This window comes from Lysinibacillus sp. FSL K6-0232, from assembly GCF_038008325.1.
In the GTDB taxonomy this organism is placed as follows: domain Bacteria; phylum Bacillota; class Bacilli; order Bacillales_A; family Planococcaceae; genus Lysinibacillus.
The window spans coordinates 1,976,409-2,003,247 of sequence record NZ_JBBOYW010000001.1; the positions used below are offsets into that span (position 1 = coordinate 1,976,409).

Consider the following 26,839-nt stretch of genomic DNA (forward strand, 5'->3'; position numbering starts at 1 on the left):
GAAAAACAATGAACAACAACCTTTTAAAGAACAGTGAAATATTATATAATTAATTGCAATTTAATTAATGCAACTGCCAAAAGGCAAAATTTGGAGGTCATTTTTCATGTCGAACAACGTTACAACTGTAAGTTCTCCATGGTCAGCTTTCTCTGGTCCTAACTTAGGATATGTGATGGAGCAATACGACTTATTCTTACAGGCTCCTGAAGAAGTAGAACCAGAGTTAGTTTCTTTATTTCAACAATTTGGTGCACCAGTAGTAGTGGAAGGTGAAGTAGCTGTAGCTAGTCATACAGCAGCGGCTCCTGCTGGCGATTATAAAAAAGTGTTAGCCGCTGTCAAATTAGCAAAAGCAATTCGTTCACAAGGGCATTTAGCAGCAGATATTTATCCGCTGAAAAATCGTGAACTGCAAACAGCTCCAATCGAAGAAAGTGCGTTCAACTTAAGCGCTGCCGATTTAGCAGCCATTCCTGCAGCAATCTTCTTCAAAGATGTGCCAGCAAACGTGAAAAATGGTAAGGATGCAATCGACTATTTAAAAGCTGTATATACAGATAAAGTAGCTTTTGAATATAGTCATGTAACAGCAACAGAAGAGCGTGAATGGATTCAAGCACAAATTGAATCAGGTGCTTTCCAGCAAGCATTAACAGCTGATGAGAAAAAAGCACTATTAGATCGTTTAACACATGTTGAAAATTTTGAAAAATTTATTCATAAGACATTTGTAGGACAAAAGCGTTTCTCTGGTGAGGGCTTAGATACGCAAATCGTTCTATTTGATGAAATTTTAAAAACTGTAGAGGCAGATAATGTCGAAAATGTTCGCATTGGGATGGCACACCGTGGTCGTTTAAATGTCTTAACACATATTTTAAATAAACCATATGATATGATGTTCGCTGATTTTGCACATGTTTCCAATGATTTATTTATGCCAGAGCATGGCCGCCTTGCTATTACAAAAGGCTGGACAGGTGATGTAAAGTATCACATGGGTGCGTCTTATCAACGTGAATCAGGGATGAATGTGAAGCTTGCTTATAACCCATCACACTTAGAGGTTGGGAATCCAGTGGTACTTGGGGCTACACGTGCTACACAGGATGATACGTCAAAACCAGGTCAAGCTACTCATGACCGTACAAAGGGCTTAGGTATTCTTGTGCATGGTGATGCGGCATTCCCAGGTCAAGGGATTGTAACAGAAGTATTAAACTTTGCGAAAACAGAAGGCTTTACAACAGGTGGGACAATCCATATTATTGCCAACAATATGATTGGCTTCACAACAGAACAGCAAGACTCACGTTCATCTATTTATTCTTCTGACCCAGCAAAAGGCTACGAAGTACCAGTTGTCCATGTCAATGCAGATAGCCCAGAGGCAGTTGTCCTTGTTGGTCGCTTTGCCGCTAGCTACCGTCAAAAATTCGGTAAAGATATCGTAGTTGACTTAATTGGCTATCGTCGTCATGGTCATAATGAAACAGATGATCCAACAGTAACAAACCCAGAAACATATAAATTGGTTGCGAAGCATGAAACAGTACGTGCATTATATGGTCAGCAATTAGTAGCAGAAGGTCTTGTATCAGCTGAAGAGGTTGCTGCATTAGATACAGCCGTTTATGCTGAAATGCAAGCTGCATATGACCATGTGAAAGAAATGGCTGCAAAAGATGCACACGACCCATTAGAAATGCCAGAAGAACTAAAAATAGAGTTCCCACAACTGGATACAGCGGTAGGAGCAGAGCGTTTAGAAAAAATTAATGAAGAGCTTTTAGTGTTTGAAGACAACTTCGAACCACAGAAAAAGCTCGGCAAAATTTTAGAAAAACGTCGTGATACTTTTGCTTCTGCTAAAATCGATTGGGGACATGCAGAAACATTAGCATATGCAACAATTATTCAAGATGGCACACCAGTGCGCTTTACTGGTCAGGATGCACAGCGTGGTACATTCTCACAACGCCACTTAGTATTACACGATAAAAACAATGGCAATGTCTTTACACCATTGCATCATATTTCAGGTGCAAATGCATCATTCTCAGTGTATAACTCACCGTTAACTGAAGCGGGTGTAGTTGGCTTTGAATATGGCTATAACTTAGAAAACAACCATGTGCTAACAGTGTGGGAAGCACAATTCGGTGACTTCGCGAACATGGCTCAAGTGATGTTTGATAACTTTATTTCAGGGGCACGTGCGAAATGGGGTCAAAAGTCTGGTCTAGTTATTTTATTACCACATGGGTATGAAGGCCAAGGTCCAGAGCACTCATCAAGCCGTATGGAACGTTATTTACAAATGTCAGCGGAAAATAACTGGTTTGTAGCAAACTGCTCAAATGCAGGAAACTACTACCACTTATTGCGCCGCCAAGCAGCATTATTAGGCACAGAAGGGGTACGTCCACTTGTGGTTGTATCACCAAAATCATTACTGCGCCATCCATTAGCTGCAGCTAGTGCTGAGCAATTAGCAAATGGCTCATTCCAAGAAGTAATTGAACAGCCAGGCTTAGGAACAAAACCAGAGGCTGTAGAGCGCATTGTTTTAGGTACAGGTAAAGTAATGATCGACTTAGCAGAACGCGTGAAGGACGGGGAAGGCTTCGACCACCTACACATTATTCGTGTGGAACAACTTTACCCATTCCCAAAAGAGCAAGTTGCTGGTATTATTGCTAAGTATCCTAATGTGAAGGAAATCGTATGGGTACAAGAAGAACCTAAAAACCAAGGTACATGGAATTATGCACTCGAAACATTACATGAACTTTCAGCAGGTAAACAGCTTCGTTATGTAGGACGTCCTGCAATGAGCTCTACTTCTGAAGGCGATGCAGATTCCCATAAAGCAGCACAAGCAGCCGTTATTGAAGCGGCAGTTGCTGAGCCAGTAAAGGTTAAATAACATCACAGATCAATTTTTGACAGCTGGGCTACTTGCCTAGAGCAGTAGCCTTTTTATGTGCATAAGGCACGTTAATCAAAGGAGGAAATAAAAGTGGCTGAAATTAAAGTCCCTGAATTAGCAGAATCGATTACAGAAGGTAGTATCGCACAATGGGTAAAAAAAGTGGGCGATCGCGTTGAAAAAGGTGAATTCATCGTTGAACTTGAAACAGATAAAGTAAACGCTGAAATCATTTCTGAAGAAGCAGGTGTATTAACACAAATTTTAGCTGAAGAAGGCGATACTGTATTAGTTGGTCAAGTTATCGCAGTAGTAGAAGCAGGCGAAGGCGCAGCACCTGCACCAGCAGCAGCGGCTCCAACTGAAGCACAAGCAGCACCAACGCCAGCAGCGGCAGCTCCAGTAGTAGAAGAAGCATCTAACGAGCGTGTGATTGCATCACCAGCAGCACGTAAGCTAGCACGTGAAAAAGGTATTGACCTTTCAGCGGTATCTCCAGTAGACCCACAAGGTCGTGTACGTGTACAAGATGTAGCAGCACATGGTACAGCACCAGCAGCTCCTGCTGTAGCAGCACCAATCACTACTACAAACGGTCCTGTTGTATTTGCACCAGCAGAAGAAACAAACCGTGTAACAATCGAAAAAATGTCTCGTCGTCGTCAAACAATTGCCAAACGCTTATTAGAAGTAAAGCAATCAACAGCAATGTTAACAACATTCAACGAAATTGACATGACAAACATTATGGCATTACGTAAACGCAAGCAAGAGCAATTTGTGAAAGATAACGACATTAAATTAGGCTTTATGTCATTCTTCACAAAAGCGGTTGTAGCAGCACTTAAAAAATACCCTTATGTAAATGCACAAATCAATGGGGACGAAATTCACTTAAACAATTTCTTCGATATCGGTATCGCTGTATCAACAGAAGAAGGCTTAGTTGTACCAGTTGTACGTGATGCAAACAGCAAAAACTTTGCAGAAATCGAAAAGGATATCGCAGAGTTAGCGAAAAAAGCACGCGACAAAAAATTAGGCTTAAACGACATGGCAGGCGGTTCATTCACGATTACTAATGGTGGTGTATTCGGTTCATTAATGTCAACACCAATTATGAACGGTACACAAGCTGGTATTTTAGGTATGCACTCAATTGTTCAACGCCCAGTAGTAGTGAACAACGAGATCGAAATCCGTCCAATGATGTACGTGGCATTATCATATGACCATCGTATTATTGATGGTAAAGATTCAGTAGGCTTCTTAAAAACAGTAAAAGAATTAATCGAGAACCCTGAAGACTTATTATTAAATTCATAATTATAACCTCCTTTGCAACCACTGCAGGATTTTAGCCAAGGGCTGTCTGAAAAGAGTGATCTTTCCAGACAGCCCTTTTCTGTTTTTACAGACAAAGCTCTGCCGTCTATGCTCTATAAAGAAATTACCTCTCTCTATCTTTTTACATATAAATAATTGTTTTATAATAAATATTTGTTGAATATAGTGTGTTTATTGTTAAAATAGCATGCTTGACAATGGATAGAGCAAGTATAATCCCCTAATATTGTCATTAGTCAGAAAAGTGATAAAATGAGCTTGACGAATCTATTCATTATATAGTAGTATCTAAGTATCAATTAAATAGACAAACCTCACTCGTATCAATAGGTGAGGTAGAGGCGCGATATTTATTAGTTCATTGTTGAGTATAAGCAAGCGAGGACACAGTGAAGAAGGAACTATCGCCGAAGTATAAAAGGAGCTCGTACTTTTATGCTGGGTCTGCAGTGAATAAGTGCAGGACTGTCCTAGTAAATTGCTTTCCAGGTTTACTAGGTTGTGCTATCTCGGAAATATGGAAAGTATAGTGAGGATTTGGGCAACTGTTATAAAAGGCAAGACCTAAGTTCAGAAACTTAGGTCTTTTTTCATACAGTTGTTTTATTTTTTGACAGAAAAGGGGCGTTTTTTATGAAAAGAAAATGGTTGTTAGTAATGCTGTCGATCATGACGGCAATTGTGCTAGCGGCATGTGGCACAAGCGACAAAAATGAAGGTAGCACAGGCGATGCTGAAGGCGACACAGAAGAAAGTGGCGGTGAATTCCGTATTGGCATGGAGGCTGGTTATCCACCTTTTAACTGGACACAGCAGGGTGATGCCAATGGCGCAGTAAAAATTGCCGATAATGCAGAATATGCAGGCGGCTATGATGTACAAATGGCGAAAAAAATCGCTGAAGGCTTAGGCAAAGAGCTAGTGATTGTGAAATTAGAATGGGATGGACTAGTACCAGCATTACAATCCAATAAAATTGATGCCATTATCGCAGGTATGTCACCAACAGCAGAGCGTAAGAAAACAATTGATTTTACAGAAAACTATTACACATCTGATTTTGTCATCGTTGTGAAAAAAGGCAGCGAATTTGAAAAGGCAACATCGATTCAAGATTTCTCAGGCGCGAAAATTACATCACAATTAAATACATCGAACTATGATGTAATCGATCAAATTGACGGTGTAGAAAAGCAAACAGCGATGGAAAACTTCCCAGCAATGCGTGTGGCATTAGAGGCTGGCAAAATTGACGGCTATGTAGCCGAGCGTCCAGAAGGTATCTCAGCAGCAGCGGCGAACGATAAATTCACATATGTTTCATTTGAAGAAGGTCAAGGCTTTGATACAGACCTTTCTAACACATCTATTGCTGTAGGCTTACGTAAAGATGATGCAAATCTTGAGAAAATCAATGAAATTTTAAAGGGTATTTCAGAAGATGAGCGTCAACAAATTATGGAAGAGGCAATTGCCCAACAACCAGCAGCACAATAATAACATTGCACGGGCTAGTTGCTAGTCCGTGCATGATTATTTCATCATTATTAAAATGAGAACCTCTCTACATAATGATACGATGCTAGTAAACATAGAACTACACAGGCAACATGATATTGTGAGGAGGAGCTTCATGAGTCTTGAATGGATACTTTCAATTATTGAAAACAACTGGCAAATGTTTTTACGAGGTGCGTATTATACGTTACTGATTTCGATTATTAGTACAATTATTGGTGCATTTATCGGATTTTTCATCGGAATTATGCATACGATTCCTGTTCGTAAAAAAGGTGTGAAATTTTATAGCTTAAAGCTTATTAATTTTATACTAACATGCTATGTTGAATTTTTCCGTGGTACACCAATGATTGTACAAGCAATGGTTGTTTACTACGGATTAGATATTGCATTTGGCATTGATATGCACTTTATTACAGCGGGGATTGTCGTTGTGTCGCTGAATACAGGTGCTTATATGGCAGAAATTGTACGTGGTGGAATTGTGTCCATCGATAAAGGTCAATATGAGGCGGCATCAGCGATTGGGATGAACCATGTTAAAATCATGTTCCATGTGGTATTGCCACAAGTTGCACGCAATATACTGCCAGCAACAGGCAACCAATTAATTATGAATATTAAAGATACAGCCGTATTAAATGTTATTGGTGTAACGGAGCTATTCTTCCAAACAAAATCAATTGCGGGCAACAACTTCCGTTATTTTGAGTCATTCTTTGTGGCATGTGTGCTTTATTTCATCATGACATTTACCGCATCGCGCATTCTGCTCTATGTTGAAAAACGTTTGGATGGGCCTGATGCCTATCAAAAAGAACAAAAGGAAGCTGTATAGGGGGGCGCACAAATGACAGTCATTAAAATCGAGCATTTAAGTAAATCATTTGGACGTAACCAAGTGTTAAAAGATGTGAATTTTCAAGTGGAAAAGGGTGAGGTTGTCTGTTTAATCGGCTCCTCTGGCTCTGGTAAATCAACATTGCTGCGCTGCATTAATTTATTAGAAACGCCAAGTGGTGGTCAGATTATTTATAAAGGGGAAGATATCCTCAATGACAAGCATAATATCGATGAATATCGTACACATTTAGGAATGGTGTTTCAGCAATTTAATTTATTTAATAACCACAATGTGTTAAGTAACTGTACAGTAGGACAAATGAAGGTACTAAAGCGCTCTAAAAAGGATGCAGAGGAAATCGCGCTGAAATATTTAAAAATCGTTGGCATGGATCAATATGTCAATGCCAAGCCTCGCCAGCTATCAGGTGGACAAAAACAGCGTGTAGCGATTGCACGTGCCTTATCAATGAACCCTGATGTGATGCTGTTTGATGAGCCTACATCAGCCCTTGACCCTGAAATGGTTGGGGAAGTGTTAAAGGTCATGCGTCAGCTTGCCGATGAGGGGAATACGATGTTGATTGTCACGCACGAGATGGAGTTTGCGAAAGAAGTGGCAGATCGTGTTGTCTTTATGGATAAAGGCGTGATTGTTGAGGAGGGTCCTCCTCAACAAGTATTAGTCAATCCGCAGCATGAGCGTACAAAAGAGTTTTTAAAACGTACATTAAAATAAAACGTGTAAATCCGTGTAGCTTTCTGTGGAAGGTGAAGCGGATTTTAGCGTTTTTCTAGCAGACCGAATAAGAAACGTCATTACACATTGTTAGGAGGGAAGCGATGTCTAATTTATCGGGAAAGGTTATTCTTATCACAGGCGCAAGTTCGGGTATTGGACTTGCCACAGCTGAGCTAATGGCATCTAAAGGGGCTAAGGTTATTATTAATTATCATTCAAATGTAAAGGGTGCGATGGAAGCCGCTCAACGTATTCAAGAAAAAGATGGACATGCCCTTGCCATTCAAGCAGATGTTAGGAAGAAAGAAGAAGTGAACGCAATGGTTGAACAAGCTATTGCTACATTTGGCACAATTGACGTGCTAGTAAATAACGCAGGTGGTGGCATTCGCCAAAGCACATTTATGGATATGTGTGAAGAGCTATGGGAAGAAACGTTCATATTAAATGTCAAGAGTGTTCTCCTATGCTCACAAGCTGTATTAAAATATATGATTCCGAAAAAAAGCGGAAAAATTATTAATATATCTTCAGCGGCTGCACGTATTGGCGGAGCAGGTGAAAGTATTCACTATGCATCTGCTAAAGGAGCAATCAATACAATGACAATTGGCATGTCTAGAGAGCTAATTCAATATGGAATTATCGTAAATGGGGTAGCACCGGGAATGGTAGAAACACCTTTTCATCATAAATTTGCGCCTGGTGATAATCGACTTGAGCGTATGGTTTCATCTGTACCGATTAATCGGGCTGCAACACCTATGGAAATAGCAGAGGTCATTGCCTTTCTTTCCTGCGATGCTTCCAATTATATCCTTGGAGAAATTATTACTGTGAGCGGTGGACGATAAATGCTGGATTTGAATAGGGAAAAAGCCTTGCTTCAATAAAATATAGCAAGACTCTTCTATTTTTTTATCATCACTCAGCAAAATCACTATTTTCTCGAATTCCACTCTGCATAAAGAACAAAGCAGATGGCAAATGCTACGGCAATAATAAAAAACCATTGTGGTACACCGCCAAAGCTCATATTAACACCTCAATTATTAAAAGTTTTTTGAATTCAGTAGGTCTTCTACAGCTTTTTTCTCCACAAAGCCCCAAAAATATTATAAAATAAGCAATAGACATTAGCTTTGCGCTAGTAAAGAGAGGTAGAGAGAGAATATGTTACATTTAAAATGGAAAGATGCGCCAACATTACGAACAGTAACTTGTAAACATACAAATGCATCCAAATACTTAGTATCCAACGTATTAACAGTAGGAAAACAATACGAAGTGAAAAATGAAACAGAGGAGTTCATTTTTATCATCGATAATACAGGTAAAATCGGTGGCTATTATAAAGATTATTTTGAATAAATAAGCATAGGGTGGTTCAGAACATGACTGAGCCACCCTTTTTAGCTGCTGCTAGAGCTTGCGAGCATTTGCTACATCCTGCAATTGCTGTTTTTCCTGCTCTGTTGCCGTATGTAGCGCAAAAACATCCTTAATGGCTGTTTGTAGCTCCTGCTGCGTTTCCTTAAACTTTGATACTTGCTGCTCAAACGAAGAGCTTGCAAAGCGATCTTGTGCGCGGGATAAGCGTTCCTCTAGCTGTGCATAGTGCTGATCCATATGCATCGAGAGCATCATTGCAAGCTGATTTTTCCATAGTGGAATTAACGTAACAATGGAAAACTCTATTTTTTCAGCCAATGTTTGATTTGCCTGTTGAATCATACGAATTTGCGGAGCTGTTTGAAGTGCTACTTGCTGTGACACCTGTAAATCATAAATGCGCTGATCCAGCCGTTCGATTTGTGCGGCAAAGTCATTGAGCTGTTGAATGGCTAATGGCTGCTTTGTAGCTTGGACGCTTGCTACCTTTGCGGGTAGCTCCTCCTCAATAGCCTGCTGCTTTTTCATTTGACCAGCTACAATGGCTGTTGCGAGCTCCTCAAAAAATCCCCGATTATGTGCATAAAGAGCTTCTAAATTTTCAACATCTTTCATAAGCTGAAGCTGAGCACGTTCTAGCTGCACCCCAATACGCTCCACCTGTATACTAATACGCTCAAATTCTGTTAATGTTTGCTTCACAGTTGGCTCTGTTTTGCCAAAGATTTTTTTCAAAAAGGTTTGCTTCTTCGGCTCCAAGGCTGTTGGGTCTACGCGGTCTAATGTTTGCATAAGTGAATCAAGCATTTGTCCAATTTTCGTGACATCCTTTTGCTTGACCTGTGCAAGCATACGATCTGCAAATTGAGAGAGGGCTCGCTGTGAATCCTGACCGAGCGATAGCAATGATTCAAAATCAGTCAGGTCAATTTGGCTTGCATAGAGCAATGCACGACTTTGTGCAAGAGGCGATAGCGTTTCATATGTCGCCATCGCCTCTTGCTGTGGAGCCGCTTCTAAGTAGGATTGCACGAGCGGAGAAAGACCGGGTATTGTATGGAGCTGAAATGCATGATTATTTGCTGTCATTTTTCATCGCCTCGCCAGTCCAATTGTTCTCTGCGTCTAAGGTTGGAGCGATTGGCAAATTCAATTTCCATTTGGAGATGGTCAATATCATTGGCAAGCGCATCCTTTAAATCGATTTGAATCGTATCGTTTAAATCGGTTAACGTTTCACGCGTTTTCGATAATGTTAATTGAATATCCTTATCCTTCACAGGCTGCTTTGATAGCATTGTATATTTCTCTGTTAGCTCGACAGCAGAAGGTAAGTGTGCATAGAAAAATTGCTCAACATTATAAAACTTCCGTGGATCAGTTTTGACGATTTTCACAATATTTTTCGAGATACGTGTCATTTCGAGCAGTTGCTTAAAGGCTGCAACAGAGCGGACACGTAAATAGTTTTGACTTAATGTTTGAATTTGCTTATTAGCTGTTGATAGCTGTGTTTCAATATGTTTGTATTCTTCTTTTGTGATACCTGCTAGTTGCATGACTTTTCTTTTTTGTCTATATTTCAACAATGCTGTACTCGTCGCATATGAACCCCCAAACAGTAAACCACCAAGGAAGAATCCAGGATTTGCCGCAATGGTTGCGATAGAAACAGTTGTGAGCGAAATAAAGAAGCTAGCAGCATGTCTAGAAAAAAACTGTCCAACACTAAGCATTGTTCCTTCCTCCTTGCTTTTCAATATACCTATCTTCTTATACGAAATAATCGACAGAAAGTTTCATTGAAAAAAGAAACCTTACATAAATTTTACTGCGAATCGCTAACTTTCTCAATGATAACCAACTTAAAATACGCAGTTTCGCCATAGAGCCCTGTGATCAAGCAAAATTTCCAAGCATTGCGTAACCTAAAAAAGAGCCAGACTAAACAATGTCTGACTCCATGCGTACATATCCTTTTAAATCATCGTATAGCTCTAGTGAAAATGAATTGGAATCGGCTTGTGGGCTTACACCTTTTTGTACAAAAAGCAGGAATTCATTGATAGCTTTTTCGGAGCCTTCCACCTCTACCTCAATTTGGTCTGCATCATTTAGCTTACAATAGCCCTTTAAGCCTAATTCAATCGCTTTTTGTTTAATAAAGAAACGATAGCCTGTTCCATACACATCGCCAAAAAATTTAATTTTTGCTCGTTTATTCAAGCGAATACCTCCTACGAATGTGGGAGAGGGGATGACCTCTCCAGTTATTGCATCACACGATCTTTTTCTACATAGGCAATTAAGTTATTAATATAATAAAGAACTTGCTCAGATGCTTTGTTAATCTCTGTTAAATGAACCTCAGCCTGTTCGATATTGCCCGCTTTATGAGCCTCTGCTGCAAGCTTCGCTGATTCATGTACTTGTAAATGATAGCTATCTAATTCACGGTAATCCTGTAAATGACCAAAGCGCTCGACTGTGCGAGGAGCTGTATACCATTTACCAAGACGACAATCTCGATGAGAGGAAACATCGCTTGGTTCAACATGCTCCAAGCCAAGGAACATATTATAAATGCGCCACTTCCATAAAATATGATCTGCCTTTGATAATTGTAGCAGAGCAATCGATGATAGCTGGACATTGTTATTGGTAATAATATCATTGCGGAAGCGATTAATTTCCTGCCCTAATAAATGAATATCATTTGAGGTTTGATGACTATAGTCACGTATCTCTTCCTGCAAGTTTGAAATTTCAATCATTCTTGTAGATACTTCATCAATTGCGGCTGCCTGCTCCTGCGAGATGGCTGCTGTATTTGTGACATCCAGATTAATACGCTCAATTGCCTCAACAATCGCGTTTAATAATGGTAATGAATCCTTTGCCTCAATCGTTGCTTCTTTAATAATGGTAGTTGTATCTGTAATAGAGCTGGCTACATCATTGGAATAGCTTTTTAAATGATGGACATTTGACGATACTTCACTTAGCGCAGAAACCGTGCTTTCAGCGAGCTTTCGTACCTCCTGTGCAACAACCGCAAAGCCCTTGCCATGCTCACCCGCACGTGCCGCTTCAATCGAGGCATTTAAGGCAAGCAAATTTGTTTGGTCAGCAATTTGATTAATTAATGTAACAACCTGCTCAATATCATTTACCCGTTTTTGCAATTCTGAAAATGATTGTACAATCGAGGCAAACGTTTCTTCTGTTTTAAAGATTTCCGATAAGGCATGCTCAATCGCATTTTTCCCCTTTGTTGCATAATCAACAGATTCCGTTGTTTTTTCGGATATATGTGAGGACATGCGTGCGACTTCATTAATTGAAGCGGCAATTTCCTCTGTGGCAGCCGTAGAGGATTGAATTTCCTCATGCTGCTTATCTAAGCTAAATACTAAATCCTTCATATACATAATTTTTGCATTTACATCCATTAAAGAGGATATTTCACTGACAACGTTTTCAATAATACGCTCTGTTAATACCTCCACAAGCAATTCCTGATCGACATTGACAGCGGCCTGGAAGGATTTCATATATTGAAAGGCTTTGTTTGGCTTGAGGCCGAAATTGTGTAAAATATATGTAGTAATATAAAATGCAAATTGATTAAAGACAACGATTAATTGCCCTGGTTGATATCGATGCTGACGCAGTAAATTAAAAAACTTAATCGTTTCATCCACATAAGCATCATCACGCGTTGCAAGGAAAAACTGTGATAAATATCGTTCAATCTGCTCTTCACGAATCGTTATTTGAGAGGTAGGGGATATCTCACGTAAATACTGCTGAAAAATGGCATTCATAGAAGGTGAAATATCTTTTAGCTTGTCATAGAGTGCTTTGAGATGTGCTTCATCCTCTGATTGAAAATGATTGAATGTTAATGTTTGGTGAAATCGACCTGTTGCATGTAAATCTGTGCCGCGTTTAAGTAACTCATCTAGCTCTGCCTTAGGACGAATGCTTGAAAACATAAAAAATACCTCCCAATAGTATGTATAATAAGGTAATAATAGCATAATACAGGTGGTTTTAATAGACATTTCAGATGGCTTTGCTAAAATGAACATATCTTATGACAGCAAGGAATGGACAAATATGTATACAATTATTTACATGAAAGCAGACTATGAGCCTTGGTGGAAATTTGAAGGCTGGGAAGCGTTTATTCAAACACAGGATACATTTGAAACAAAGGAGCTATTTGAGCTTGCCTTACAACAAAAATTAGCGCACTTTCGCTCCATTTATCAGCATGAGGCTACAAAGGAGGGGCAGTATTGGGCTTTTTGGTCAGAGGATGAAAGCTTTTACTGTGAGGCTTGTGATGATGATGCACAGGTTTATCATGGCATTATTGCTTGTAAGCGAGAAGTGCTGTAAAATAATTTCGAAAAAAACGTAAAAAAGCTCTTTTCTTTATTTGACAAAATTATGAATAGCGGTTATACTTAGGTTAACAATTTAATTGCTTCACCGGAAACATGAATTCACATATTACAAAAAGTGATCGCGTTAGTTCGGTACTCTTTGTAATATGTGAATTTTTTTCATTCGCTGAAGAAATTACATATTGTTCACTTTTATTTTTTGGAGGTTTTCTTAAATGAAACAAGGTACAGTAAAATGGTTTAACTCAGAAAAAGGTTTTGGATTTATCGAAGTTGAAGGTGAAAACGACGTATTCGTACACTTCTCAGCTATCCAAGGCGAAGGTTTCAAAACTCTTGACGAAGGTCAAAAAGTGGAATTCGAAGTTGTAGATGGCAACCGCGGACCACAAGCTGCTAACGTAACTAAACTTTAATTCATAACAATTAAAATTACTTTCGTTAAACAAAGACACTCTATGCATATAGAGTGTCTTTTTTCATACTGCTATGGAATCGTAATCGTTAAGCCATCTATTGCATACAACACAATGATCACTCCAACAATACACATCATCCAAGACAGGGTGGAATGCGTGCTAGTGGATAGCTTATCCCGCAGCTTTACCAAGGCTGTGTGCATATATTTGCCCATGAACGAATACCCAGCAAAGAGAAGAAGGGCAGGCGCAATCATGATTAGATTATAGGCGGCAATAATAAGCAGACGATAGAGGAGGGAAATATCCATTGTGGCGACTAAGCCAATAGCCGCAAAATAAGGAAATGCGGTTCCTGCTTCCATAAAAAATGTCATTATCCCTACAAGCACCATAGACAATAGCCCCTGCGTTTGCGGTGTCGGCAAAGCATTCTTCTTGGCAGGCACATAGTAGCTGCCGATAAATAAGCCCACTCCTATAATGAAAAGAACCCATCGAAAGAATTGACTTTGAAAAAAGCTTGCAAATGCTCCCACGATATAATCGAAGCCAAACATTAGCATAACTCCTAATAAAAAATACAGAATGACAACGGTTAATAAATATGCTCCTAATCGGACAATGCGATTGTTACGATCAGCTAGTATCAAATATATTGTTACGCCAATAATGGTAGGGCTTAATGTATCTAATAATGCGAATCCACCTAAAGACATCCATAGAGCCACTGCTCAAAAGCCTCCCTTCATAGCCTTATATACGATTAAACATACAGAATGTTTCATTATTTTTCTAACAATAATATTATTATGTAAACTAATAGTTAAACCTGTTTATCACAGGTTTATGGGTAGACGTGCTCTGATTGAATAGAATGAAGCTGCTGCACAGGGACAAATAATCCTACACGTCCATAGCTATCATGCTTCATTGTAGCGAAAACAATGCCAATGACCTCTCCTTGCTCATTGATCACAGGGCTACCACTATTGCCACGATAAACAGGTGCTTGTAGCATCATAACAGGTTCCTGCCATCCCTCCAATTGAATGGATGTTAGCAATGTTCCTTCATTTGCAATACCTGTAAAGTAAAGCGGATTGCCAATAAAGGTAATATGCTCATCAGGCTGAAATATTGGATTATCAGCAAGCGGTAGGTGAGGGAGCTGCTCTGCCTCCACCTGCAATAAGGCTAAATCAACCTCTGGGTAGCTTTGCAGAAGTGTTGCCTCCATCAAGCCCTCCTCAGGAAAGACAACCGCAAGCGTAGTGGCATCCTCAACAACATGGGCATTCGTAACAATTAAGCCATCAGCGGAAATGGCAAATCCAGTACCTTTACTTGTTCCTGCAGAAACTTCCACAACTGCCTTTTTATAGGTTTGAATATGCTCTTCGCTCGATAGGCGTGTCGATACTTGAATAAATTCAATAGCAGGAATGGAGTAAATTTGAAAAATTAAGGCAAACGTATTAAAAACTAACACCAATGCCATCGCCCAAACGATCCAGCGAATAAGCGGTCGTTGCTGTCGTGGCTGTTGCCCAGCAAGTCGTTCTTGGTGCTCTTGTGCCAATGCTTTTTGCTGCTCAGCCAGTACAAGCTCAATGAATTCCTCTTCTGTTAATTCTTCCTGCTCTGTTGGTGATGGCTGTTGCTTGCTCATTGAATCCCCCCTTCACGACAACAGCAGACGCCCAAGCTGGACGCCTGTTTCTAACAATACTATTCTATTTTTTGTAAGGTTGATGTGACGACAAATGGCTCATCTTCTGCTGTTTGCATCGTATGCTCTGTGCGAATAAGACCGATGCCTGCTACAAAAAATTTGGTTGTCGTCATGCCATCCTCTAAGCGTGTTAGCTGGATAACATCGTGATAGACTGTTGTCCCTGTATCAACCGTAGCGTTTGTCGATTCAATTGTCCAGCCTTGAAAGCTTGTGCCCACCTGTAATGGCTGCTGAAGAATTGTTTCGAGCACAGGGTAAGCAGCCGCCTCTGCTGCACTTGGCAATGCTGGCTCACTATCAACAGGCTCTTGGAAGACAAGGTCAATCGTTGTATTTGTAATGCGGTAGATTTTTAAGAGAACAACACCACCATTATCCTCTAGCTGTGCAATATGCTCGGCATCTAGAAAGGTTGTACGCAATGTATAGCCTGCGAATTCATTGCCTTCCCCTTGAAAATAAGCAGTAGACCCATCTGGTGGGAAAAAGGATCGCAAAGCTCCTTGCTCTTGTTGAGCGGGTGTTTTGTCTTCTACCGTAGGCGTAGTGACTGGTACAACAGGCTCTGCTGTACAGCCAGCAAATAATGTAGCAAGAGAAAGAACTAGTATAGTACGTTTCATACAACAAACCCCTTCGCTCTTTTCTTTTAGTATACGTAAATAATGTGCATTAGACGAATAATATGTTAATAATACTAGTAATATTATTATGTAAACTATTAGTTGAAAAACTTGTCACAGCTATAAAAATTCACTATGATAGAATGGAAGTTAAAAAATAGGGGGTTACAGGATGTATCGACAAGTAGATGATTTTGTTCATGAATGGTCAAATGCTGCACAAGGGACATTACAAGTATTACAGGCAATGACAGATGATAAGCTTGGACAAAGTATTGTAGAAGGGCATAGTACACTTGGCTGGCTTGGCTGGCATTTAGTAGGCGCAGCAGGTTACTTTAGTTATCTTGCAGGCTTAAAGGTTCCATCCATTCGTCAGGAAGACCCAGTGCCAGCAACGGCTGCTGAGATTGTAACTGCCTATGAAAAGGTAGCCAATGCCATTAAGGAAGAGGTAGCAAAGCTATCTGATCAAGATTTACTAGAGGAAGTAACGGGCTTTACTAGACCAATGCCAAAGGGTGCTTTATTACGCGTATTAGTGGATCACCAAACACACCACCGTGGGCAAATGACGGTATTACTGCGTCAAGCAGGCTTACCAGTACCAGGTGTTATGGGACCAACAAAGGAAATGCAATAATAGTGGATGCAGCAAATCAGCCGTAGATTTGCTGCTTTTTTTATGGTATAACGGTGAGAAATCATTATTTTAACTATTTATTGAAAATCAAGGCTATACACCACCAAGCTATGTAGTGGAGGTTTATCAAACGGAAACAACGCAACTTGATACCATTGTATCAGGGTCTTTTCAAGGCTTTGAGCAACATTATTTATTAAAAGCCTTACAGCAGCTTGGTCCTGCATTTGGTGGGGTGACGCAATTGCCTTATAGCGTGACGGATGATGAAATCCTTCATTTACATAGCAATGGGGTGCATGCATTACGCTTTAATATTCAACGAGATGGCTCAGAAGATTTATCGAAGCTAGCTAGCTTTGCAAGAAGGGTGTACGATTTAGTTGGCTGGCATCGTGAGCTGTATATAGACGCTAAAGCATTACCTGAAATTGCAGCAACGCTTGAAAAATTGCCTGCTATATCGATTGACCATTTAGGGCTATCGGAAGAAGGGCTTCCGCATTTATTAAAGCTAGTGGACAAAGGGGTGCGTGTCAAGGCTTTGGGCGTGTAGCGCTAGATGTGAAAAATGCTCTAACATCTATTGAGGCGATCAATCCAGATGCGCTTATGTTTGGCACTGATTTGCCATCAACAAGAGCAAAAAGACCTTTTGATGTGACAGATATCGCATTGATTCAGCAGCTATTTGCTGAACAGGCTGCTGCGAAAATACTCTATCTAAATGCTATGCAATGGTATTTTAAGTGAAAAAATCCTCTGCCTAAAAATTGTTGGCAGAGGATTTGTGATAGCCATTAGCTTAAGCCTTGGCTATCTTTCCATTCTAAAAATTCATCATATGTTAGTTGCTTATCTAAAATGGAGCCATCTTCACGGATTTCAATGACACGGTTAGCAATTGTTTGGATAAACTGATGGTCATGGGATGTGAAAATCATCGCACCTTTAAAGCGAATTAAGCCTTCATTCAATGCTTGAATGGATTCAAGGTCAAGATGGTTTGTTGGCTCATCAAGTAAAATAACGTTCGCTGTTGCAAGCATCATTTTCGATAGCATACAGCGTACCTTTTCGCCCCCTGATAATACAGCAGGGGATTTTTTCACTTCTTCACCAGAGAATAGCATACGTCCTAGGAAGCCGCGTAAGAAGCTTTCTGTTTCATCTTCTGGTGAGTATTGACGTAGCCATTCCACCAATGTTTTTTCAGAGCCTTCAAAGTATTTATCATGGTCGTTTTCGAAGTAGCTGCGAGATGTTGTGACACCCCACTTAAATGTACCAGCATCCGCTTCCTTTTCTTCCATTAAAATATCAAGAAGGGCTGTCTTCGCTAGCGGGCTACCAAGTAACACGACTTTATCCTCTTTGTTCATCGAGAAGCGAATATCCTTAAATAGTGTTTCGCCTTCATGACTCGCAGTTAAGCCGTCCACTGTTAGCACATCATTCCCGATTTCACGTCCGATTTGGAAGTTGATAAATGGATATTTACGGCTTGATGGCTTAATATCATCCAGCTCAATTTTATCCAGCATTTTTTTACGAGATGTTGCTTGCTTCGATTTAGAAGCATTCGCAGAGAAGCGGGCGATAAATGCTTGTAGCTCTTTAATTTTCTCTTCTTTTTTCGCGTTTTGGTCTTGTGCCATTTTTTGTGCTAATTGAGAAGATTCATACCAGAAATCATAGTTCCCCACATATAATTGAATTTTAGAGAAGTCCAAATCCGCAATATGTGTACATACTTTATTTAAGAAGTGGCGGTCATGGGATACCACAATAACTGTGTTCTCAAAGTTAATGAGGAATTCCTCTAACCATTGAATTGCCTTTAAGTCAAGGTGGTTGGTAGGCTCGTCAAGCAATAGTACGTCAGGCTGACCGAATAATGCCTGTGCCAGTAATACTTTGACTTTATCAGAGCCTTCAAGATCACCCATTAGCATATAATGCAGGTCATCTGTAATACCTAAGCCATTTAATAATGTTGCAGCCTCTGAGTCCGCTTCCCAACCGTTTAGCTCTGCAAATTCGCCTTCTAGCTCTGCTGCACGCATACCATCCTCATCTGAGAAATCTTCCTTTGCATAGATGGCATCTTTTTCTGTTTTTACATCATACAGACGCTTATTCCCCATAATAACTGTATCAAGCACTGTATGCTCATCGTATTCAAAGTGGTTTTGCTTTAGGACAGATAGACGCTCATCCTTGCCCATCGATACATGACCTTCCTGTGCCTCAATTTCACCAGAAAGGATTTTTAAAAATGTGGATTTCCCGGCACCATTTGCCCCAATTAAACCGTAGCAATTTCCCGGTGTGAATTTTATATTTACGTCTTCAAATAGTTTACGATCGCCATAGCGAAGACCTACATTACTAACTTGAATCATGCAAGTTCCTCCTTTTTTCACAATGGCTCTAGTATAGCATGAAAGATGTTCCAGCGTCTATAAACATTATTAAATCAAGGTTTGGCGTTCTTTCCAAGGGGGGAGGGGAATGAAGGAAATGGCATCTACAAAAAATGGAAGTTGAAATTATATTTATTTAAACGTTTTTAAGGAAAAGAACAGGTAAGTAAATGAAATTGATTTATCCCTAATTTATTACCTTTTAATATTTCATTGAAAGGAAGATGCTAAATGTCTAGAAAAGTAAAAGAATTGAGAATGGACGATGTTGTTTTTAAGCCTAGCTTACAACCTAAGCAATCGAGAGATAATACTACCAAACGTAAATCCGATTCACTCCCAATAAATCAAGCACTTGAAATAGTAAACCGACAGATGCAATTACAAGGACTAAGGCATAAAACTTTGTTGACCTATAACCAGACAATGCAAAAATTTGTAGAGTTTTTAAATCTTGAAACAGTGGAGGATATTAATAAAGATGGATTCATGAATTGGTTGGAATCACTTAATTATTTAGATAAAACAACATCAAGCTAACAGATTTAGGTTTGTATCGGCAATTTTAACTAGGTTTTATGATAACGGTTGGCTAAAAGAGCAAGGGAAGTTTTGGAAGGATATTAAAATTAAAGTTGATAAAAAAGTTAAAAAAGCAGCCGATGAAAAGGAACTTGAAATATTATTATCACTGATTGATACTACTTCATGGATTGGTTGGAGAGATGTAACGGTTTTAGTTTTACTTTATAGAACAGGGATCAGAATAAATACCTTGGCAAGTTTAAAAGAAAAGCATATCAATTTTAATGAAAAGATGTTAGTACTTTCAGGAGACATCATGAAGAATGGAAAAGTATTGAAGCTGCCGTTGGATGATGAATTGTTAGCATTATTAAAAAGATTAATTCAACAAAATGAAGAAGTACGAAAACGTTACAAAGAGAAGAATGACTACGTGTTTATCACGAAATCAGGAAAAACAACTTTAAATTCCTATGCTCATAATAACGCAATATCTAAACGCCTTTATCATTACGCTAAAAAATATGGTCTTAAATCGGTAAAACCACACAATATTCGAAGAACTTATGCAACGAATTTAAATCGTAAAGGGGTAAATATAGCGGTTATAAGTAAGGCTTTGGGGCATAGTTCCTTAGTAGTTACCGAGCGTTACCTAGAAGTAAATGTTGATGAAGTAGCGGATACTTTACGTAAATATTTATGATTTTAAGCAAAATAAAAAGAGGGGAAGTGTTCCAGCACTAACCCTCCAACTCATTTAGCAATAACCAATACAACTAAATATGAGCGATATTACGCCTTCATTTTACTTGAAAAAAAGTGAAAATGCAAAGGTCTAGTTTCCTATTTTCAAAAATAGGTTCGTTCCGTCTTGGTTGCCCACTAACAGGACGTTAAACAAAACTGGACAGGTTTGTCGTACCGATGCACAAAAACGACTAGGATACTGCAAAACTCTTTTCTTGTTTAGAGTGTATCTAAAATAGTGAGAGCGACTATTAACGGCTAGGGGGATTACAGGCATGTTACGGCATGGGTAATCATAATCACGCTAGAATCAATTGCAAATAGCACATAATGGACTGTAATGTTATGAGATTATGAAAAGTGAAAACTTTCTACAAAACAAGACGATACAGAAACCTCAGACACGACATGACGGTGTAATCGGTAGTTACTTATTATCTATTACTCTAATTTGAGTTTTTAGATAGTAGGTAACAACTTTGCGAATATTTCCTAGAGCATCAGCCATTCTGGTGTAATGGGGGTTCAGTTGTCAAGCTAAATCGTTACATGGATTACTATTTTACTCTATCAAAGCTATAACACGCTCTATTCAGCTTAAAACACGCTTATACGATGCATTTGGAATATAAATAATATTCATTATGCCAAGGCATAGCAGACAAGGGTGTAAAAATTGTTTACTACCTTCTCTTTATCGTCTGTGTTACGCAGTGTCCCAGAGCAGGTCACGTTGAAAGTGAGTCACTCTGTGTGGCTGAGAGCAACACTATCAGGTTATATAACCTTCCCCTCAAATATAAAGGGTTACGAAAACGATGCGTATGCAATACTCAAAAGGTTAAGTGAGTCCATGAAAAGGACTGAAAAGGACTGAGAAGGACTAGCTATTTGCTAATCCTCATTTTAAATGATGATGAGATGCAGGAGGCAATTGACAAAGGTTTAATTGGAGAACCGAAAAGAACTATTACAAATTGTAATAGTTAAAAATGACTTTTTTCCTCACCGTCTACCAAACGAAAGAAGAATAGTCGTTGTTACGCTCAGGAACCTGAAAAAGGGGGACGGAATTTAACCCTCCCGTTTATCTCATAATTTTTACTATGATCCAAATTACCGATGATGGGTAATTAGCTTTAAAGTATTAAAAGGGTCTAAGCAGTGTGAATATTGTGGAATTAGGATTGAAGTTGTAAATAATAAAGTTAAGTATTGTAACAAATGTGATGTGATCGTAGATAGACTTAAGGCTAAAGAGAGAATGAATAAGATAAGAAAAAAAAACGTTCGAAATAGAAACGTTCTTAACCGTTGATGCACCAACAACATACTCATATTTGAAAGAGTACAATGTCATGCAAACAGCGTTATATCAACGTTTGTTAGCATTTTTCAAGAATATTCGTTAAAGGAACAAAAATTAAGAACACTTAGAACTTATTTATCACAGTGGATACAAGTTAGGAAAATAGAAACTCTCTTAACTATTGATATATCAACAACATGTTCAAATTTGAATGAGTATTAAGTGTTATAAATAGCGCCACATCAACGTTTGTGAGTGTTTTTCAAAAATATTCGTTAAAGGAATAAAAATAAATAAACTTTACCGTTTTAGAAACGCCACGAACCCTTGGTACATCAACATTCTTCTAAAATTTCATTTTCATGAAACCATTATAGATAGCGTCCTATCAACGTTCATAGACGTTTTTCAAGAATGTTCTCTAAAGGAATAAAAAACGTCATTTTTGCATGAAAACCTTCGCAAAAGTATCTATAAACGTTGATATATTAGCATTTCGAGAGTTCCCTATAGGAAGGGTTAAAATGAGAAGTAAGAAGTTATCATTCTAAATGGTATTTATCACAGTGGATACAAGTTGAACATTTGTCAAATCTAAAAAGTAGACAAGCTAACAAACGCTTAAACCTTACTCGCTCTAAGTGTTCGAGATTATGCGTCTAATTACATATATGAAGAAAATGAGAAGTAAGAAGTTATCATTCTAAATGGTATTTATCACAGTGGATACAAGTTGAACATATGTCAATATGAAATTTACAAGGATAAAAAGGATGATAATAATGAATAATGTGTATATTCAGAAGTGTAGCGCAATCGTTACTCTCCCAACGGTTTCAAGATTCGATGACAAATCGTATATATGATAGAGAGTATAAAATAAAGCACTTGATCTTATAGATTGAGTGTTTTTATTATGCTTTTAATTGTCTAAGCCATTTGGCAATTTCCTTTAATTTAGAGGGTAGATTAATTTCTACTCTCTATTTTTTTAAGCAAATATTTAACTTAAAATTTAATTCATACGAATTGATTTAAGCGTGTTTAGCATTAAAATGATAAATACTATTAGATTATATTTAAAACGTCTGTACGATTACGCTAGCTATCTTAAAATGTATGCTAGTGTGATTTTACATATAAAAACTTAAAAAGAAAGAAGGCGAAGTAATGCAAGAGGAAGTAGAAGTAATGCAAGAGGAAGTCGAAAAAGTAGATGCAGAAGGTTCGGAGGAAACAGAATCCCTCGAAGAACGAGTTGCTAAGATGCAAGAAGAAAATCAGAAGTTACTTGAGCGATTAGAAGAACAGCAAGTCCAAGCAGAAAAGAATAATCTTATTGCAACATTAAATGCGGAAGGATTATCTCATTTTGTCGGTTTATTTGATTTAACAACTACAGAGGAACGTGTAGCATTCCTTAAAAATGCAGTTAACTCTATTTTAGTAGCCAATGCATACCAACCTAAGCAACAAGCCAAGCAAGAGGCATACGAGCAAGCCATTAACGATGGTGATGTTAATTCAGCAATTAAATTTAAATTATCAAAGTTTTTCGGTAAGTAACGGACAAAAATGTCCATAACTTAACCACAAAAATTGTTGTCATTAAAAGTAGTAACACTCCCCAAAATTGGGAAATCAAATACATAAAAAACTATAAAAACAGAAAGTAGGAATTTATTTATGATCACAAGTCAAAACGGATTTACAGCAACAGAAAGTATTTCACTGTCACAAGAGTTAGCATTACTAGGAGTACAAGACACTCCTCTTTCATCTTTGTTACTATCAAAAGGTGTCGAAAAAGCAATGTCAACTGTCTACACTTGGAAGGAAAAAACACTTGCTACAGATGGTGAAACAGATGCTGTTGAAGGTGCTGATACAGTTACGTTCCAACAATCTTCAACACGAGAATTGAGCAACTGCCTTCAAATTTTTAAACGTGCTGTAAGCGTGAGTGGTACAGCAGAAGCAATGCAATCAACGAAATTCAACGAGGAAATTGCAGACCGCCTATTAGAATTAAAAATCAAGTTAGAATCAATTCTAATTAATGGACTTAAAAAGGATGGCTCTAAAACACCATTCATTCGTCAAATGTCAGGTTTAATTGAATTTGCTGATAATGGTAACGCTAAGTCTAATACAGATGTAGAAGCACTAATTAAAGATGGTATGCGTCAACTTTGGAATAACAAACTAACAGGTGGCACATATTATGCATTTGTTAATGCTGATGTTAAAGACAAAATTGACGGTATTTACAAAGATAAATATAGCTATCAACACCAAACAACAAACTTTGGTCTAATGGTTGAGACAATCAATACAAACTATGGTGTAGTCAACGTTGTATTAAGTCGTGATATTCCAGCGGATAAAATTGTTTTATTTAATGACGCATATGTAAATATGGCAGCACTACGTGAAGCACATTTTGAGGCACTTGCAAAAACAGGTGATAATACGAAAGGTCATGTTGTAGGTGAGTATACTCTAAAAGTAGGTAGTCCTAAAGCAGTAGCAGTTTTAACAGTTACAGAATAATACATAACTAATTGAGGTTTCCCCACTTCGGGGATTCCTCTTTTTTATTAATTTGAGGATATATAGGGGGAGCAATAAGGATGTCAAAGGATGATTTATATGTAATGCGTAAACGTAAAAAAATTAAATTAAAAGATTTATCAGCACATATGGGTATTAGTATCAGCTTACTAAGTCGATACGAGAATAATTTATACAACTTTACAAAACGTAATCAAAAAATGTATGAGGACTACATTATTAACAAAAAATTAAACTAAAAAATTTAAACGAAAGAGAGTTGAAAAGGTTGGTTATTAATTTAAACTACTTCTCCTTGATTCCGCTCTAATTGTTTTTAATAGGATTTTTACAATAAAAATAATAGAAAGTTAAAAAAACAATCAATAAATTGTTAATTTAACTGCAATGTATATTGTATTTAATACTAGATATACGTTGCTTTGAGGATATAAGGAGGAGATTTAATTATGATGAAACAAGAAGTAGAGGTGGTTGTTATTAACACAATCGCTATTAAATGGATAAAATTATTAAGGATATGTTCCCTGCATGGGTCAATCAAAAACAAGAAGGACACTACACAATATATGGAAATGATGTAGATAGTGCTTACAGTAACACACTTATACATAATTTATTTGGATATGAATCTAATGCTTACGTAGATAGAAATGGCTTCTATATTGCAGATACAACAAGTAAAAAAGAATATATAGGAATTGATTTAGCGGTTATCAGTAAGGATATGAAAACGTGGGATAATCATGTAACTATGCTTAATAGTAATAGTCACGTTAATCCTAATTCAGCAAATATCAATAGTATCTTACGTATCACTCATGATAGCTACTTTAAAAAGTGTGCTTTATCTACAGCATTACAGATGATTGCATATTATGATTTACCACTTCCATCTACTATTGAAGGGAAACGTGCGCTATTAGCAATTGATGGGGCACATGCAGGATTTTATAGTAAGAAGTTTAAAAATACATATATAAGTTACATGAAGATGCTGGGACTAGATGAACTATTAGACGTATTGGATCAATCAAAGGAAAGTGACTTCAAAAATGCTTTACCTTGTGAAAGTTTAACCTTTAAGAATAGTCTAGTGTCGTTCCCTACGTCAGAACATCAGGAAAAAATAGAACAATTATTAGAAACAAAGTTATACATACCGAAACAAGAATTTAAATTATCAGTTAAGTTTCATAATCACTATTTGGATAAAAGTAGATACAAACAACTTAAAACTGATATTACACGTACCAAAGCAGTATTCAGTATTGCAGCATTAAATAAAGATAAAATCAGTTTTAGTCAAATGACAAAAATACATAAGTAAGTAAGAAAGGGAAATTATAACATGAATAAATTAAACGATAAAAACTTTTATTATTGCTATGACGCAAAGATGTCTAGGTATTTATCAGACAATAATATCAATTACATTGTAAAGGCTAAATCATTGAAAGATAGTCGTATATTTACTATGTATGAACGAAATAAAGAGTTTTACGATGTGCTACATGCCTATTTATTAATTACAAAAGCACAATAAATTTGAATACATAAGGCATGATTCAGTTTTGAGTTGTGCCTTTCTATATAAAAATATTATAAAAAAGAAGGTAACTAAGAGATGGGATTAAAAGAGAATTTACAACAGTACAATTTATCAGTAGCTATGCCAAATGAATTATTTAAGCAACTATTGCAGATGAAAGAAGATAAGGAATTGAAGCCAGTACACATTGGATTTACATATTCTTATATCTATTTACAAACGTATATGTATCGCTATTCAACTTATGGTACTTATGTACCTAGTGTAGAGGAAATTAAAGAATTATTTGGTTTCAATGCTAATGAACAACGTGTAAATTACATAATCAAGAAGAATGGCTTACTCGAGCAAAAGGATATTCTTACAACTACAACTGAATTTCCTATAGTTTCTGATATGGAAGATGATGATTTCGGCAATCGAGTACCAAAGATCACTACAATTAAAGAGTTTTATAATGAATATGATTATGAAACAACAGATGATTGGAGAGATCAAATGGGAATCACTCGCAGAGCAACATGTAAATATCCAGTATTCGGATTTGAACGTGAATATGATGATGGATATGTAGAAGGTACATTCTTTGATATTTCAGATACAACTCTAATTGACATGAATACTTTCCTATTCTGCATGAACCATGAAGATTTAGGTGCAAATGGATTCTATGTATATGCTTATTTATTAGATAGAAGTAACAAATTTGATGATGATTTTAATGCTACATACAAACGTATTTCTCAAGAAACAGGAATTGGATTAAATAGTATTACAAATATAATGAATGCATTACGTTCACATAATCTAATTACAACAGTACATAATATGGAATATTTCAGTTTTGCAGTACCTAAAAAGGACATGAAAGCATCTACACATAAAGTAAATACGAGTGCTGACTTTTCAGCCGACAAGATTAAATATGAAAAACTTACATTTATATCTCCTAAGTGGTATGAAATAAGAACAGGAAAGAAATTAAGAGATGAATCTACAATTACACATGAAGGAATTGATATAGACTTTAGCGATTTACCATTTTAAACTTGTGTTTTTCTAAAACCATACACTTTTAACTATAT

At 37.6% G+C, this 26,839-nt stretch carries 25 protein-coding genes, 1 pseudogene and 1 riboswitch; of the genes and pseudogenes, 18 read left to right on the forward strand and 8 right to left on the reverse strand.

Going from position 1 to position 26,839, the window contains the following annotated elements:
* Window positions 1-106: 106 nt before the first annotated feature.
* From MHB42_RS09625 to MHB42_RS09655, 7 genes are all read left to right on the forward strand, one after another.
* Entirely contained in the window at window positions 107-2,932 is a 2,826-nt protein-coding gene (locus tag MHB42_RS09625) for a 2-oxoglutarate dehydrogenase E1 component (protein ID WP_340805739.1), read from the forward strand.
* Window positions 2,933-3,025: 93 nt separating this feature from the next.
* Entirely contained in the window at window positions 3,026-4,261 is a 1,236-nt protein-coding gene (odhB, locus tag MHB42_RS09630; RefSeq protein WP_340805741.1) for a 2-oxoglutarate dehydrogenase complex dihydrolipoyllysine-residue succinyltransferase, read from the forward strand.
* A gap of 349 nt (window positions 4,262-4,610) precedes the next feature.
* Window positions 4,611-4,797, forward strand: a riboswitch (Lysine riboswitch).
* Between the two features lie 118 nt (window positions 4,798-4,915).
* A complete protein-coding gene (locus MHB42_RS09635; RefSeq protein WP_340805743.1) occupies window positions 4,916-5,779 on the forward strand; it encodes a transporter substrate-binding domain-containing protein in 864 nt (287 codons plus the stop codon).
* Window positions 5,780-5,915: 136 nt separating this feature from the next.
* Window positions 5,916-6,641, forward strand: coding sequence for an amino acid ABC transporter permease (locus tag MHB42_RS09640; protein ID WP_340805745.1), 726 nt, complete (start codon window positions 5,916-5,918; stop codon window positions 6,639-6,641).
* Window positions 6,642-6,653: 12 nt separating this feature from the next.
* Window positions 6,654-7,385 (forward strand): amino acid ABC transporter ATP-binding protein, encoded by a 732-nt coding sequence (locus MHB42_RS09645; protein ID WP_340805746.1) that lies wholly within the window; start codon window positions 6,654-6,656, stop codon window positions 7,383-7,385.
* A 104-nt stretch (window positions 7,386-7,489) separates the two neighbouring features.
* Entirely contained in the window at window positions 7,490-8,242 is a 753-nt protein-coding gene (locus tag MHB42_RS09650; protein ID WP_340805747.1) for an SDR family NAD(P)-dependent oxidoreductase, read from the forward strand.
* A 319-nt stretch (window positions 8,243-8,561) separates the two neighbouring features.
* A complete protein-coding gene (locus MHB42_RS09655) occupies window positions 8,562-8,759 on the forward strand; it encodes a DUF6501 family protein (protein ID WP_340805748.1) in 198 nt (65 codons plus the stop codon).
* 51 nt (window positions 8,760-8,810) lie between these two features.
* On the opposite strand, the gene MHB42_RS09660 is transcribed toward MHB42_RS09655, so the two are convergent.
* The 4 genes from MHB42_RS09660 to MHB42_RS09675 all read right to left on the reverse strand — a co-directional run bounded on the left by MHB42_RS09660 (window position 8,811) and on the right by MHB42_RS09675 (window position 12,778).
* Entirely contained in the window at window positions 8,811-9,869 is a 1,059-nt protein-coding gene (locus MHB42_RS09660) for a toxic anion resistance protein (RefSeq protein ID WP_340805750.1), read from the reverse strand.
* Window positions 9,866-10,516, reverse strand: a complete 651-nt coding sequence (locus MHB42_RS09665) for a 5-bromo-4-chloroindolyl phosphate hydrolysis family protein (protein WP_340805751.1) — start codon at window positions 10,514-10,516, stop codon at window positions 9,866-9,868. Before MHB42_RS09665 ends, MHB42_RS09660 begins: the two co-directional genes overlap by 4 nt.
* Window positions 10,517-10,724: 208 nt before the next feature.
* Window positions 10,725-11,006, reverse strand: a complete 282-nt coding sequence (locus tag MHB42_RS09670; protein WP_340805753.1) for an acylphosphatase — start codon at window positions 11,004-11,006, stop codon at window positions 10,725-10,727.
* Window positions 11,007-11,050: 44 nt separating this feature from the next.
* Window positions 11,051-12,778, reverse strand: a complete 1,728-nt coding sequence (locus MHB42_RS09675; protein ID WP_340805754.1) for a globin-coupled sensor protein — start codon at window positions 12,776-12,778, stop codon at window positions 11,051-11,053.
* Between the two features lie 88 nt (window positions 12,779-12,866).
* On the opposite strand from MHB42_RS09675, the gene MHB42_RS09680 reads away from it, so the two are divergent.
* Window positions 12,867-13,187 carry a DUF1033 family protein gene (locus MHB42_RS09680; protein WP_340805756.1) on the forward strand — a complete coding sequence of 107 codons (321 nt, stop codon included), beginning with the start codon at window positions 12,867-12,869 and terminating at the stop codon, window positions 13,185-13,187.
* Between the two features lie 223 nt (window positions 13,188-13,410).
* A complete protein-coding gene (locus tag MHB42_RS09685; RefSeq protein ID WP_004230088.1) occupies window positions 13,411-13,611 on the forward strand; it encodes a cold-shock protein in 201 nt (66 codons plus the stop codon).
* Between the two features lie 71 nt (window positions 13,612-13,682).
* On the opposite strand, the gene MHB42_RS09690 is transcribed toward MHB42_RS09685, so the two are convergent.
* The 3 genes from MHB42_RS09690 to MHB42_RS09700 form a co-directional block, all read right to left on the reverse strand.
* The gene (locus MHB42_RS09690) at window positions 13,683-14,345 is read right to left on the reverse strand and encodes a GAP family protein (protein ID WP_340805782.1); all 663 of its coding nucleotides are present in this window, start codon (window positions 14,343-14,345) and stop codon (window positions 13,683-13,685) included.
* Between the two features lie 116 nt (window positions 14,346-14,461).
* Window positions 14,462-15,286, reverse strand: coding sequence for a S1C family serine protease (locus MHB42_RS09695; RefSeq protein ID WP_340805784.1), 825 nt, complete (start codon window positions 15,284-15,286; stop codon window positions 14,462-14,464).
* Window positions 15,287-15,345: 59 nt separating this feature from the next.
* Window positions 15,346-15,975, reverse strand: a complete 630-nt coding sequence (locus tag MHB42_RS09700; RefSeq protein WP_340805785.1) for a hypothetical protein — start codon at window positions 15,973-15,975, stop codon at window positions 15,346-15,348.
* 172 nt (window positions 15,976-16,147) lie between these two features.
* Between MHB42_RS09700 and MHB42_RS09705 the strand changes: the two genes are divergently transcribed.
* Entirely contained in the window at window positions 16,148-16,618 is a 471-nt protein-coding gene (locus MHB42_RS09705; protein ID WP_340805786.1) for a DinB family protein, read from the forward strand.
* A gap of 79 nt (window positions 16,619-16,697) precedes the next feature.
* Window positions 16,698-17,371 (forward strand): annotated as a pseudogene (locus MHB42_RS09710) (amidohydrolase family protein).
* Window positions 17,372-17,418: 47 nt separating this feature from the next.
* Here MHB42_RS09710 and MHB42_RS09715 read toward each other — a convergent pair.
* Entirely contained in the window at window positions 17,419-19,023 is a 1,605-nt protein-coding gene (locus MHB42_RS09715; protein ID WP_340805787.1) for an ABC-F family ATP-binding cassette domain-containing protein, read from the reverse strand.
* A gap of 252 nt (window positions 19,024-19,275) precedes the next feature.
* On the opposite strand from MHB42_RS09715, the gene MHB42_RS09720 reads away from it, so the two are divergent.
* The 7 genes from MHB42_RS09720 (at window position 19,276) to MHB42_RS09750 (ending at window position 26,801) form a co-directional block, all read left to right on the forward strand.
* Window positions 19,276-19,584: a hypothetical protein gene (locus MHB42_RS09720; protein ID WP_340805788.1), complete on the forward strand. Its 309-nt coding sequence runs from the start codon at window positions 19,276-19,278 to the stop codon at window positions 19,582-19,584.
* Between the two features lie 88 nt (window positions 19,585-19,672).
* Complete coding sequence (locus MHB42_RS09725) at window positions 19,673-20,275, forward strand: tyrosine-type recombinase/integrase (protein ID WP_340808570.1); 603 nt, start codon at window positions 19,673-19,675, stop codon at window positions 20,273-20,275.
* Window positions 20,276-22,798: 2,523 nt separating this feature from the next.
* The gene (locus MHB42_RS09730) at window positions 22,799-23,194 is read left to right on the forward strand and encodes a hypothetical protein (protein WP_340805789.1); all 396 of its coding nucleotides are present in this window, start codon (window positions 22,799-22,801) and stop codon (window positions 23,192-23,194) included.
* Window positions 23,195-23,314: 120 nt separating this feature from the next.
* A complete protein-coding gene (locus tag MHB42_RS09735) occupies window positions 23,315-24,181 on the forward strand; it encodes an SU10 major capsid protein (protein ID WP_340805790.1) in 867 nt (288 codons plus the stop codon).
* Window positions 24,182-24,261: 80 nt separating this feature from the next.
* Entirely contained in the window at window positions 24,262-24,441 is a 180-nt protein-coding gene (locus MHB42_RS09740) for a helix-turn-helix domain-containing protein (protein WP_340805792.1), read from the forward strand.
* A gap of 260 nt (window positions 24,442-24,701) precedes the next feature.
* The gene (locus MHB42_RS09745) at window positions 24,702-25,532 is read left to right on the forward strand and encodes a hypothetical protein (protein ID WP_340805794.1); all 831 of its coding nucleotides are present in this window, start codon (window positions 24,702-24,704) and stop codon (window positions 25,530-25,532) included.
* A 297-nt stretch (window positions 25,533-25,829) separates the two neighbouring features.
* Entirely contained in the window at window positions 25,830-26,801 is a 972-nt protein-coding gene (locus tag MHB42_RS09750; protein WP_340805795.1) for a hypothetical protein, read from the forward strand.
* The last annotated feature ends 38 nt before the right edge of the window (window positions 26,802-26,839 follow it).